At 66.8% G+C, this 12,309-nt stretch carries 9 protein-coding genes; 7 read left to right on the top strand and 2 right to left on the bottom strand.

The window, feature by feature from the left end:
• Positions 1–10: 10 nt before the first annotated feature.
• The gene (gene uvrA / locus FHS28_RS17515; protein ID WP_184295135.1) at positions 11–2,887 is read right to left on the bottom strand and encodes an excinuclease ABC subunit UvrA; all 2,877 of its coding nucleotides are present in this window, start codon (positions 2,885–2,887) and stop codon (positions 11–13) included.
• A 574-nt stretch (positions 2,888–3,461) separates the two neighbouring features.
• Between uvrA and FHS28_RS17510 the strand changes: the two genes are divergently transcribed.
• The 4 genes from FHS28_RS17510 (at position 3,462) to FHS28_RS17495 (ending at position 7,537) form a co-directional block, all read left to right on the top strand.
• Positions 3,462–3,641 carry a hypothetical protein gene (locus FHS28_RS17510; protein ID WP_088453292.1) on the top strand — a complete coding sequence of 60 codons (180 nt, stop codon included), beginning with the start codon at positions 3,462–3,464 and terminating at the stop codon, positions 3,639–3,641.
• A 265-nt stretch (positions 3,642–3,906) separates the two neighbouring features.
• Entirely contained in the window at positions 3,907–4,170 is a 264-nt protein-coding gene (locus FHS28_RS17505; protein WP_184295104.1) for a hypothetical protein, read from the top strand.
• Positions 4,171–4,356: 186 nt separating this feature from the next.
• Positions 4,357–7,098, top strand: a complete 2,742-nt coding sequence (locus FHS28_RS17500) for a DUF3772 domain-containing protein (RefSeq protein ID WP_088453294.1) — start codon at positions 4,357–4,359, stop codon at positions 7,096–7,098.
• A gap of 130 nt (positions 7,099–7,228) precedes the next feature.
• On the top strand, positions 7,229–7,537 hold the full coding sequence (locus FHS28_RS17495) for a hypothetical protein (RefSeq protein WP_088453295.1): 309 nt from the start codon (positions 7,229–7,231) through the stop codon (positions 7,535–7,537).
• Positions 7,538–7,614: 77 nt separating this feature from the next.
• Here FHS28_RS17495 and recQ read toward each other — a convergent pair whose 3' ends face one another.
• Complete coding sequence (recQ, locus tag FHS28_RS17490) at positions 7,615–9,483, bottom strand: DNA helicase RecQ (protein WP_088453296.1); 1,869 nt, start codon at positions 9,481–9,483, stop codon at positions 7,615–7,617.
• Between the two features lie 110 nt (positions 9,484–9,593).
• On the opposite strand from recQ, the gene FHS28_RS17485 reads away from it, so the two are divergent.
• The 3 genes from FHS28_RS17485 to FHS28_RS17475 all read left to right on the top strand — a co-directional run bounded on the left by FHS28_RS17485 (position 9,594) and on the right by FHS28_RS17475 (position 12,277).
• A complete protein-coding gene (locus FHS28_RS17485) occupies positions 9,594–10,583 on the top strand; it encodes a sensor domain-containing diguanylate cyclase (RefSeq protein ID WP_088453297.1) in 990 nt (329 codons plus the stop codon).
• A 158-nt stretch (positions 10,584–10,741) separates the two neighbouring features.
• Positions 10,742–11,308, top strand: a complete 567-nt coding sequence (ssb, locus tag FHS28_RS17480) for a single-stranded DNA-binding protein (protein ID WP_088453298.1) — start codon at positions 10,742–10,744, stop codon at positions 11,306–11,308.
• 111 nt (positions 11,309–11,419) lie between these two features.
• Complete coding sequence (locus tag FHS28_RS17475; RefSeq protein WP_088453299.1) at positions 11,420–12,277, top strand: LysR family transcriptional regulator; 858 nt, start codon at positions 11,420–11,422, stop codon at positions 12,275–12,277.
• Positions 12,278–12,309 lie beyond the last annotated feature (32 nt).

The raw sequence follows: 12,309 nt of genomic DNA, 5'->3' as shown, positions 1-12,309 counted from the left end.
ACCGGCCGAATCAACCGCGGGCCAGCAACGGTTTCAGATACCGACCGGTATGGCTGGTCTCGCAGGCCGCCACATCCTCCGGCGTGCCGGCCACCAGCAGCTCGCCGCCTCCGGATCCGCCTTCCGGGCCCATGTCGATCAGCCAGTCCGCCGTTTTGATGACGTCCAGGTTGTGTTCGATGATGACGATGGTGTTGCCCGCATCCCGCAACTGGTGAAGCACCTTGAGCAGCAGCGCGATGTCCGCAAAGTGCAGGCCGGTGGTCGGTTCGTCCAGGATGTAGAGGGTGCGCCCGGTGTCGCGCTTGGACAGTTCCAGTGCCAGCTTCACCCGCTGCGCTTCACCGCCGGAGAGGGTGGTGGCGCTCTGGCCGAGCTTCACATAGCCCAGGCCCACATCCATCAGCGTCTGCAGCTTGCGCGCCAGCGTCGGGACCGCGCTGAAGAAGCCCAGCGCATCTTCCACCGTCAGGCCCAGCACTTCGGAGATGCTCTTGCCCTTGTAGAGGACCTCCAGCGTCTCGCGGTTGTAGCGCTTGCCGCCGCAGGTGTCGCAGGGCACGTAGACGTCCGGCAGGAAGTGCATCTCCACCTTCAGCACGCCGTCGCCCTGGCAGGACTCGCATCGGCCGCCCGCGACGTTGAAGCTGAAGCGGCCGGCGCCGTATCCCCGTTCGCGGGCGGTCGGCATCTCGGCGAACAACTCGCGGATCGGCGTGAAGAGGCCGGTGTAGGTGGCGGGATTGGAGCGCGGTGTGCGTCCGATCGGCGACTGGTCGACGTTGATGACCTTGTCAAAGGCCTCCATGCCGTCAATCTCGTCATGCGGCGCCGGTTCCTGATGGCTCTGATAGAGCTTGCGGGACACGGCGGCGTAAAGCGTGTCGTTCACCAGCGTGCTCTTGCCGGAGCCGGACACGCCCGTCACGCAGGTCAGCAGCCCCACCGGAATCTCCACCGAGACCCCCTTGAGGTTGTTGCCGGTGGCATTGACGATCTTGAGGGTGCGGGCCTCCGGCATGTCGGCCAGGCTGTGGCGCTTGCGGGGAACCTCGATGCGATCCAGGCCGCTCAGATACCGCCCGGTCGAAGACCCGGGCGTGGCCGCCACCTCCTCCGGCGTGCCCTGCGCCATGATGCGGCCGCCATGCACGCCGGCGCCCGGCCCCAGGTCCAGCACATGGTCGGCCGCGCGGATGGCGTCCTCATCGTGCTCCACCACCAGCACGCTGTTGCCGAGGTCCCGCAGGCGGCGCAGGGTGGCGATCAGACGGTCGTTGTCCCGCTGGTGCAGACCGATGCTGGGTTCATCCAGCACGTACATCACGCCGGTCAGCCCCGAGCCGATCTGCGAGGCGAGCCGGATGCGCTGCGCCTCACCGCCGGACAAGGTGTCCGCGCTCCGGTCCAGGCTGAGATAGTTCAGGCCGACGTCGTTGAGGAATCGCAACCGGGAGGCGATCTCGCGGATCACCTTGTCCGCGATTTCCGCCTTGGCGCCCTTGAGCCGCAACTGCTCAAAGTAGACCAGCGCCTCGCGCAGCGTGGCGTGCTCCACTTCATAGATGGGCTTGCCCCGCACGCCCTCCGGCGCATCGGCGGGCTGCAGCAGCACATTCCGGGCCTCGCGACGCAGGCGCGAGCCTTCGCAATGCGGGCAGGGCTTGGCGCTCTGATAACGTGCCAGCTCTTCCCGCACCGTGGCCGAATCGGTTTCCTTGAAACGCCGTTGCAGGGTGGGCAGGATGCCTTCGAACGGATGGGACCGCTTCACGCTTCGCTTGCGTCCATTGGCGCCTTCGGCCTGATAGACAAAGCTGATCTCGTCCTCGCCGGAGCCTTGCAGCAGGACCTGCTGCGCCAGCGCGGGCAATTCTTCAAACGGCTTTTCGATGTCGAAATCGTAGTGCTTGGCCACCGACTCCAGCATGGAGAAGGTGTAGGCATTGCGACGGTCCCAGCCCTTGACCGCGCCGCTGGCCATGCTCAGTGACGGGAAGGCCACGACCCGCTCCGGATCAAACACCACCACCTGACCCAGACCCTCACACGACGGGCAGGCCCCCACCGGCGAGTTGAAGGAGAACAGGCGCGGCTCCAGCTCCGGCAATGAATAGCTGCAGATGGGGCAGGCGAACTTGCTGGAATAGATGTGCTCGGCTTCGGTGTCCATGTTGAGCACCAGGGCGCGTCCGTCGGCCAGGCGCAGGGCGGCCTCGAAGCTTTCGGCCAGGCGCTGGCGCAGGCTGTCGGCGCTGTCGTGACGCAGCTTGATGCGATCGACCACCACGTCGATGTCGTGCTTCTCCGCCTTCTTCAGCGCCGGCAGGTCCGGCACCTCGACGGTGCGGCCATCCACCCGGAAGCGCACATAGCCCTGCGCCTGCAGGTCCTGGAACAGTTCAAGGAACTCGCCCTTGCGGTCCCGCACCACCGGGGCCAGCACCATCAGGCGGGATTCGTCCGCCATGGCGAGCACGGCATCCACCATCTGCCCGACGCTCTGCGCCTCCAGCGGCAGATGATGATCCGGGCAGAACGGCGTGCCGGCGCGGGCGTACAGCAGACGCAGGTAGTCGTGGATTTCCGTCACCGTGCCCACGGTGGAGCGCGGGTTGTGGCTGGTGGCCTTCTGCTCGATGGAGATGGCGGGGGACAGGCCCTCGATGACATCCACCTCCGGCTTGTCCATCAGCTGCAGGAACTGACGGGCATAGGCAGACAGGCTTTCCACATACCGGCGCTGCCCTTCCGCATAGAGCGTGTCAAAGGCCAGGCTCGACTTGCCCGATCCGGACAGCCCCGTGATCACCACCAACTGGTTGCGGGGCAGGTCAACGTCGATGTTCTTGAGGTTGTGGGTGCGCGCGCCGCGCACGCGGATCATCGGCACCTCGGAAGGAGCCGGACCGGCCGGCTGCGCGGCGCCGGCCAGGGCCGGCGTGTTGGCCACCGGCCCAGGCAGCGTCGGCCCCCGTTGCTCGAGGGCATCGGCCACATCGGACGTTACGGTGTTGGACGGCGAAACATTGGTGGACATGGGCCTGGACACAGCAAGAGGCGAACTCGCCATGATAGGGCCAGGACCCACTCCGCGGGTGTGACGGGTCACGGCGGCACCTGAAAGCCCCCTGTCGCCGCGGACGGGGTGTCCGCGGACACACCCTCCCCAATCTTCATGAGGCTCCCCCGAATGGTGAACCGAGTTCCCCACTCTGGGGGAGGGCGGGAAGGGGTGCAGCCGACTACGCTGCATCCGTGCGTTCCAGCAGCAGTTCATCGCTGGACGTCCGCAGTTCATCGCGTCGGCGTGGCGGTCACCCTGCCACTCGCGCACAGTTCATCTTGCGCCGTTGCCCCTGGTCGAGTCAGGGAGTCTGCGGCGACCGGAGCGCGTTCTGCAAAGCGCGCCGGACACCGTCAGCATCCATACCGATTTCAGCAGACACAGGGAGAGCCTCATGAGCGACGTCACCAAAACCTTCTTCACCGCACTGGCCGCCGTGGTCAGTGCCGCGGTCATTGCGGTCTGCCTGGCGGACCGCGCCGATGTGGTGCGCCGGTCCGCGCCGGCCCACTGGGCCAGCAGCCAGTCGGTGCCCGGCCCTCAGGCCGAGCAGGCCAGCAAACCTCGCGGCTGAGGGACCTGCCGGCCCTCCCGGTCTGCTGTCTGCACCGCTCGAACCCGCCCTGGTGGCGGGTTTTTTTTCGTCTCGCCGCCTCCCCGGGACGCCCTCTGATGTGTATTGAAGTGCGCCGGGATCGCACGCCATCACGCTCCGACGTTCGTCGTGGCCGGATGCAGTTCACACCACTTTGCCGCGCATTCATCGCGAGCGCCTGGAAAGTCCGCAGGCCGTTGCCGACACTGTGATCACTGACGCAGCAAACCCCAAGGAGAACATCATGAGCAGCACCAGTTTCAAGGCATTCGCTTTCGGTCTCGGCGCCACGGTCGCCCTCACACTGAGCATCACCCACCATCAAGCCCAGCAGGACCGTCTGGCATCCGCCATCCAGCTGGAGACGGTCTACATCACCGGCAAGCGTGCCGATGGCCTGGAAGTGAAGCAGTTGCCCACCGTCTACATCACCGGCAGCCGGTCCAAGCGTGCGAGCGGTGCCGTTGTGGCTGCCGCACAGGTGGCCTGCACCACGCAGCTCTGCTGATCTCAGCGGTACGCTGCTTCAGACGGCGCTTGCGCGCTGGCACCAACGCCTGGCTTCGGCCAGGCGTTTTGCTTTTGGGGCGCCCGGCGTGAGGTTCCGTGCAGGACCTGTCCGCCGATCCGGACACTGTGCGCCTTCGTTTGGGGCCGCACCGACCGAATCGGGCCCTGACGCCACAATCGGCAGATGCCAAGTTCGTTCCTGCCCTCTCTGATGCCCGGCCCGGTGCGCAGGCCCCGCCCTTCGATGCTTCACGCGCTGCTGTCTCCGCTGCTGCACTTGTTGCAGCCCCTGCAGTCGCAACCGCTGCCGCATCTGCTACGCCGCGTGCTGCGCCAGCTGATGCTCTCGCTGCTGCTCGGCGCTGCGGCGCTGGCCGCGGCCCAGCAAGCGCCGGACAGCGCGCCGCCCGACCCCGCCCAGTTGCTGGACGCCGCCCGCAAGGACATGGACACCGTCCGCCGTCTGCAGGACGACACCCTGGACGACGCTGCCACCCTGCAACTGCGCAAGCGCGCCTTGTCGGCCCAGACCCAGGCGCAGGAAGCGGCTGCGGCGCTGGAGCCGGAGCTGCAGGATGTGCAGGCCCGGCTTGCGCAGCTCGGCAAGCCCGCGGATGGCGTCAAGGAATCGAGTGACGTCGCCAAGCAGCGGGCCGATCTGATGGCTTCGGTGTCGCGGCTGGATTCCCAGATCAAGCTCGCGCGGCTGATGGCGGTGGAGGCGGAGCAGGCGGCCGCCACGGCCTTGGAGAACCGTCGTTCCCAGCTGGGCGCGCGGCTGGGAGAAAAGGTCGATGCCCTGGTGGGCGTGCACTTCTGGCGCAAGTTCGCGCGGGACACCGCAGCGGACATGCGCCGCCTGCAGGACTTCGGCGACGAGCTGCGGCTGCGGATGACCGGGGTCACCCCCGGCCAATGGCTGACCCTGGCCGCGACGGTGGCGGTGCTGATGTCGCTGCAGTTCGGCGTGCAGCGCGGGGTGGCGCATCTCACCGCGCACCGGGTGGCGCCGGGGCGGCTGCGACGGTCGCTGTATGCCGGCGGCGTTCTTCTGACGCGTACGCTGATGCCCGGCCTGATCGGTCATGCAGCGGTCCTGGTGCTGAGCCTGGGCGAGAACTCCACCGCTCGTCTGGACCAATGGCTGGCGCACGCCGAAGCGATTGTCTGGTTCGGTGCCTTTGTGTATGGCCTGGCGTCCGCGCTGCTGATGCCGCGCAAGCCCTCCTGGCGGCTGCCGCCGATTCCGGACACGACCGCCTCGCGGCTGGCCTGGTTCCCGGCGACGTTCTCGCTCACCATCGTCGCGGCCTGGATCCTGGCGCGGCTGGCCAGTGCGCTGCAGGCCAGCGATGCGATGCTGTGGACGATCAGTGCAGCTTCCTCGCTGGTTTTCATCCTGTTGCTGGGCGCGGCCTTGCGGCAGGCGCAGCGCAAGGGTGAGGTGCCCGGCGCGCCGCCGGCGGATAGCGAAGGCGGGGGCACTGGCGCCGGCGAGGCGGTCACGCCCGGGACCCCCGCCAGCGGCAAGTCGGACAGCCATGCGCCCTCCGAGCCACCGCCCAGCCTGCCGCTGTGGTTGTCGCTGCTGCGTTCCGCCTTGTGGATGGTGCTGGCGGCCTCTCTGCTGGCGGTGCTGATCGGTTACGTAGGCCTGGGCAGCTTTGTGGTGAACCAGCTGGTCTGGGGGCTGATCGTTCTCAGCGCGGCCTATCTGCTGTCCACGATGGTGGAGGACATCGGGCAATGGCTGCTCAAGCGCAGCCAGCAGGCCGCAGCGGCGCAGGAGGATCACCCAGGCGGATCGGGCAGCTCCGGCGCCGCCAGCAGTGCTGGAGGTCCCGGTCATTCCAGTGGCGGCGGCACGGCCGCTCATCACGCCGCTGCAGCGACCCCCGCCGCCCGCGCCCGGGCTCAGGCCGCCGTGCTGCTGACCGGTGCCGCCCGCGTCATGGTGGCGATGTTCGCCGTTGTGCTGCTGCTCGCTCCTTTTGGGGAAGGCCCACTGGAACTCTTTGCCCGTGCGGGTCGCATCCAGGAAGGGCTGTCGATCGGCGAACTGAGCCTCCGGCCGATGGCCCTGCTGCAGGGCCTGGCGGTGCTGGTGCTCGGCCTCATCGCCGTGCGGCTGCTCAAGCAGTGGCTGGCCACCCACTACATGCCCACCACCCGGATGGATGCGGGCATGCGCATGTCCGCCACCACCCTGTTTGGTTACGTTGGCGTGGTGGCCGTCATCGCAGCGGCAATGTCCGCCGTGGGGGTGGGTCTGGAACGGGTGGCGTGGGTGGCCAGCGCGCTGTCTGTGGGCATCGGCTTCGGCCTGCAGGCGGTGGTGCAGAACTTTGTCTCCGGACTGATTCTGCTGGCCGAGCGGCCGGTGAAGGTCGGGGACTGGGTGGCGCTGTCCGGGGTGGAGGGGGACATCCGCCGCATCAACGTGCGGGCGACCGAAATCCAGATGGGGGATCGCTCCACCGTCATCGTCCCCAATTCGGAGTTCATCACCAAGATCGTTCGCAACGTGACGTATGGGGAGTCCCTGGGCATGGTGCAGTTCAAGCTGCCGATGCCGCTGGCCACCGACATCACTCGGTCACGGGCGATCATTCTGGAGGCCTTCCGCGCCCATCCATCGGTCCTGGGATCTCCGGCGCCCAATGTCCAGCTGGATGGGATCAACGCCGAAGGCACCAATCTGATTTTGAACGCCAGCGGATTTGTGAATTCGCCGCGTGCAGCGTACGGCGTCAAGAGCGATCTGCTCTTTGACGTGCTGGACCGCTTGCGCCGCGCCGGGTTGCTGGCGGGCCAGAAGCCGGTGCCGCTGGAGGAGGGCGACGGCAAAGGGGAGGAAGCAGGCAAAGGCGACGGTGTAGGTCAAGGTCAAGGCGGAGGTAAGCCCCCTCAGGCGCCCGGCGCGTAAGCCCCTTTATCTGCGCTCTTTGCAGTTCACGCCGTCTCCTTGCCACTTCGTCGCGCGCGCCTGGAGAGATTCAGGCGCGTTGATGACACTGCATTCACTGACCCACTGATGCAGCCCCCAGGAGATCGACATGAACACCTTCCGCACCGCTTCCCGCCAGACCGTCGCCACCAGCGTGAAGGCCCTGGCCTTCGGTATCGTCGCCACCGCCGCCCTGGCCGTGGGACTGGCCCAGGCCCAATCTCAGTCCCACGCTCAGCGCGACAACGCCGCCCGCCCGATCAAGCTCGAGACCGTCTACATCACCGGCACCCGCGTGGTGGCCCAGGCGGAAGTGCGCACCCTGCCCACCGTCTACATCACCGGCCGCCGCGCCACCACGCTGGACGGCACCCAGGTGGCCGCTGCCACCCCGGTCAACGCCACCCAGCCGCTGTGATCCTTGCGGCGGCTGTGTCAGTCTGAAAGACCCACGCCCGGACGGACCGGGCGTTGCAAGAAGGACGTGATCGCTGCTCAGCGCGCGTCCAGCACCCGAAGCAGATCCTCTCCATACGCTTCCAGCTTTTTCGCACCGACCCCACTGATGCCGGACAGCTCATCCAGCGTTCGCGGATGTTGCCGTGCCATCTCGGCCAGGGTCACGTTCTGGAAGATCACATAGGCCGGCAGCCCATGCTCCCGCGCCACCTCGGCCCGCCAGGCCTTGAGGGATTCGAAGCGCTGTTGCGCATCGGGCGCCAGATCCGGATCCGCCAGCGCCGTGCGGCGGCTGCCGGTGCCGCTGCGGCTGGTCTTGCCCTTGCGCGCTGGCGCCGTCGGCTGCCGGAGCAGCAATTCCACCTCGCCCTTGAGCACCCCTCGCGCGGATTCGTTCAGTGACAGGGTGCTGAACTCGCCCTCCGTCACCACATGCCCCAGCGCGATCAGCTGACGCAGCACTGCACGCCACTGCTGCTCGCTGAGATGCGCGCCGATGGCCCAGGTGGACAGATGCTGGTGACCATACTGCCGCACCTTCTCCGTGTCCTTGCCCCGCAGCACGTCGATCAGATGCCCGGCACCGAAGCGCTGCCCGCCGTTCTGCCGGAAGCGGTAGATGCAGGAGAGGGCCATGCGGGCCGCCTCGGTGGCATCCCAGGTGGCTGGCGGATTCAGGCAGTTGTCGCAGTTGCCGCAGGGCTCGCTGTCTTCCCCGAAGTACGCCAGCAGCCGCTGCCGCCGGCAGTCCGTCGCTTCGGCCAAGGCCAGCAGCGCATCCAGCTTGCCGCGCTGCACCTGCTTGAACTCCTCGGTGGAGGGGCTCTCGTCGATCATGCGGCGCTGGTTCACCACATCGGCCAGCCCGTAGGCCATCCAGGCTTCGGCAGCTTCCCCGTCGCGACCCGCGCGACCGGTCTCCTGGTAGTAGCCTTCGATGTTCTTGGGCAGGTCCAGGTGGGCGACAAAGCGCACGTCCGGCTTGTCGATGCCCATGCCGAAGGCGACGGTGGCCACCATCACGATGCCGTCCTCCCGCAGGAAGCGGTCCTGGTGGCGCATGCGCACGTCGCTGTCCATGCCGGCGTGATAGGCCAGGGCGGATATACCCTCCGCACGCAGCCACTCAGCGGTTTCTTCCACCTTCTTGCGGCTCTGGCAATACACCACGCCCGCTTCGCCGTCATGGTCGTCCTGGATGAAGCGCAGCAGCTGCTCCCGCGGCTTGTCCTTCTCGACGATCAGATAGCGGATGTTGGGCCGGTCGAAGCTGTCAATGAAAACCCGTGCCTCATGCAGCTGCAGCCGGTCGATGATGTCCGCACGGGTGATGTCGTCCGCGGTGGCCGTCAGGGCGATGCGGGGAACGTCCGGGAAGCGCTCGTGCAGCAGACTCAGCGACAGGTATTCGCTGCGGAAATCATGGCCCCACTGGCTCACGCAGTGGGCCTCGTCAATCGCAAACAGGCTCAGCAGGCCCCGCTCGTGCAGGGAAGTCAGCTGCGCCAGGAACCGGGGCGTGTTCAGGCGCTCAGGCGCGGCGTAGAGCAGGGACAGGCGTCCGGCCAGCATCTCCCGCTCGATGGCTTGCGCTTCTTCCAGCGACTGGGTGGAGTTCAGGAAGGCGGCGTGCACACCGGCTTCTTCCAGCGCGCCGACCTGATCGTGCATCAGGGCGATGAGCGGGCTCACCACCACCGTCACCCCATGGCCCGCCCGTTGCCGGGCAATGGCGGGCACCTGATAACAGAGGCTCTTGCCCCCGCCGGTGGGCATCAGCACCAGGGCATCCCCACCGTCGGTGACGTGCTCGACGATCGCGGCCTGCTGGCCGCGGAACGCGCTGTATCCGAACACCTCTTGCAGGATGTGGATGGGGACGGGATGATGCTTCGGCGGACTCATGGAGCCCGCGATTGTCCAGGAGAAAGCAGGACCGGGTCTGCGCAAGGGCGCGGAATCCGTCCAAAGGACGCCCGCCCCCCTCCACGGAGGGCCCACGGAGACCGTAGTTCATGATTGCTCCCCCGATTCCTCCTGATGAAGATGCCCGCCGCGCCACGCTGCGGGTCCTGCAAATTCTGGACACCGAGCCGGATGAGCGCTTTGACCGCATCACCCGCATGGCCCGGCGGATCTTCCAGTTACCCATCGCACTGGTCAGCCTGGTGGATGCGGACCGGCAATGGTTCAAGTCGGCACAGGGGCTGGACGTGCGGGAAACAACGCGGGATGTGTCGTTCTGCGGCCATGCCATCCTGTCCGACGACATCCTTCTGGTGCCCGACGCCCATCGGGACCCCCGGTTTGCGGACAACCCCCTGGTCACCGGCCCGCCGCAGGTGCGGTTCTACGCCGGTTGCCCGGTCCGTTCGCCATCCGGCCACCGTCTGGGCACCCTGTGCCTGCTCGACCACCAGCCGCGGGGCTTTGATGAGGACGACAAGGCGACGCTGCGGGACCTGGCCTTCCTGGTGGAGCAGCAGTTCGCGGCCCTTTACGCGGCCATGGTGGACGAACTGACCGGATTGGCGAACCGGCGTGGCTTTGAGTCCCAGGCCGGCCATGTGGTGGCGCTGTGCCAGCGCAATGCCTGGCCGGCGACGCTGCTGTTCTTTGATCTGGACGGCTTCAAAGGCGTCAACGACCGGTATGGCCATGCGGAGGGCGACTGGGCGCTGAAGAGTTTCGCCGGACTGCTGCGCTACTGCCTGCGGGCGTCGGACGTGGTGGCCCGTATCGGCGGGGACGAGTTCGTGGCGCTGCTCAGTGGCACGGCGACGGAAGAAAAAGACCGGGCGATGGAGCGGCTCAGAGCCCAGCTCAATGCCCTGAACCTGCGGGCGCAGCGGGGATACGCGCTGGATTTCAGTGTGGGCAGTGCCTCCATGTCCGCCGACGCACCGCTGGAGCTGGAGACGCTCCTGACCCAGGCGGACGCAGCGATGTATGCCCAGAAACAGCAGCGGTCGGCAGCGGCGCTGACCCCGGAAGCGGGGCGTTGAGAGACCGGAACGAGTCAGGAAGGCCGGAATTTCCGCCCACATGAAGGACCGGGGGTAGGCGGCATAATTGGGCCCAGCGCCGCCGCGCGGCCCCTGGAGCAGGTCCGGGGGTGCTCGGCGGCCTCAATTTTTTAACCATACGCAAGCGGACGGCAACCATGGCCTCGGTCAACAAAGTCATCATCCTCGGCAATCTCGGCCGTGACCCTGAACTGCGCTACACCCCCAGCGGCAGCGCGGTGTGCAATGTGAGCATCGCCACAACCCGCAACTGGAAGAGCCGTGAAGGCGGCGAGCGCCAGGAAGAAACCGAATGGCACCGGGTGGTGTTTTACGACCGGCTGGCGGAGATCGCCGGTGAGTATCTGAAGAAGGGCCGTCCGGTCTATGTGGAAGGTCGCCTGAAGACCCGCAAGTGGCAGGACAAGGAAGGCAAGGACAACTACACGACCGAAATCATTGCCGAAACCATGCAGCTGCTGGGCGGCCGTGATGGCGGCGACGAGATGGGCAGCGGCGGTGGCGGTGGCTACAACCGTGAGCGCAGCGCCGGTGGCGGCGGTCGCGAGGGCGGTGGTCGTGAAGGTGGCGGCAGCGGCCGTGACGCAGGCGATTTCGACAGCCCGCGCGCACCGGCTCCGCGCAGCGCGCCGCGCCCGGCGCCGGCTCCGGCGGCCAAGCCGGCGACGGGGTTTGACGACATGGATGACGATATTCCGTTCTAACCAGACACCGACCCTTCGGATGTCCACATCAGGCTCGCAGCCCCATGGCTGCGGGCCTTTTTTGTTTGCCGATGCATGGCGGCGCATGCTGGAATTGCAAAAATGAATAGCATGGAATGGAACGACCTGCGGCTGATGCTGGCGATTCATCGGGCGGGCACCTTGACCGGGGCCGCGCGCCTGACCGGTCTCAGCCAACCCACGTTGAGCCGCCGCCTCAGGTCCATCGAGGCATCCCTGGGCCAGAAGGTGTTCCAGCGGACTGCGAATGGATTCGCGCTCACCGACGAAGGCGTGCAGCTGATGCCACACGCCTTTCGCATCGAGGAAGAGTTCATGGCGATGGAGCGTCAGCGCTTCGGCGCAGGTCTGGAGCTAAAGGGTCAAATCCGGGTCGCGTCGTCGGACTGGTTCGGTGCTCGCGTGCTGTCCCGATGGATCGCGAACTTCACGCGACTCCATCCCGGGGTGGAGGTCGAGTTGCTCACGGATGCGCGGCCCGTCAGCCTGACGCAGCGTGAAGCGGATATCGCCTTCAGAATCACGCCCTTCAATGAAGCGGGGATCGTTCAACGGCTGTTCAGCGAGATGCAGTACCGCCTGTACTGTGCCGACCATCTGCCGGACGACTACCCGCCACCCGATGCAGCCGTCGACCTGATCACCTTGAACGGCGCGTTGGAGCACTCCCCGGATGTCCTCTGGCTGAAGGGTCGTTTTCCCAGCGGGCGAGTGACTTTCACCAGCAACAGCCGTGAGGCCCAGGCCTCGTTCTGCGGACAAGGTGGCGGGCTCGCCGTGCTACCCAAAGTTCTGGCTGCTGGCATGACCGGTCTGCGCGAAGTGCCGCTGGCAGAAGCGCCGCCGAGCCGAAAGTTGTGGCTGGGCTATCACGAAGACCTCCGGCAGGCTCCGCGCATCAAGGCATTCCTGGAACTGGTGTGGGACAAGGTGAAGGAGTTGCGCTAGCGATCCACCCACAGGCCCGAACGAAGTGGGCG

The organism is Roseateles terrae, assembly GCF_014192155.1.
Taxonomy (GTDB): domain Bacteria; phylum Pseudomonadota; class Gammaproteobacteria; order Burkholderiales; family Burkholderiaceae_C; genus Roseateles; species Roseateles terrae.
This window is presented reverse-complemented; position numbering and strand designations above follow the sequence as displayed.

Coding starts and splice junctions, on each gene's coding strand:
- FHS28_RS17485 (WP_088453297.1), top strand. CDS start 9,594: ATGATTGCTCCCCCGATTCCTCCTGATGAAGATGCCCGCCGCGCCACG.
- FHS28_RS17495 (WP_088453295.1), top strand. CDS start 7,229: ATGAACACCTTCCGCACCGCTTCCCGCCAGACCGTCGCCACCAGCGTG.
- uvrA (WP_184295135.1), bottom strand. CDS start 2,887: ATGATCCGCGTGCGCGGCGCGCGCACCCACAACCTCAAGAACATCGAC.
- recQ (WP_088453296.1), bottom strand. CDS start 9,483: ATGAGTCCGCCGAAGCATCATCCCGTCCCCATCCACATCCTGCAAGAG.
- FHS28_RS17510 (WP_088453292.1), top strand. CDS start 3,462: ATGAGCGACGTCACCAAAACCTTCTTCACCGCACTGGCCGCCGTGGTC.
- FHS28_RS17505 (WP_184295104.1), top strand. CDS start 3,907: ATGAGCAGCACCAGTTTCAAGGCATTCGCTTTCGGTCTCGGCGCCACG.
- FHS28_RS17475 (WP_088453299.1), top strand. CDS start 11,420: ATGGAATGGAACGACCTGCGGCTGATGCTGGCGATTCATCGGGCGGGC.
- ssb (WP_088453298.1), top strand. CDS start 10,742: ATGGCCTCGGTCAACAAAGTCATCATCCTCGGCAATCTCGGCCGTGAC.
- FHS28_RS17500 (WP_088453294.1), top strand. CDS start 4,357: ATGCCAAGTTCGTTCCTGCCCTCTCTGATGCCCGGCCCGGTGCGCAGG.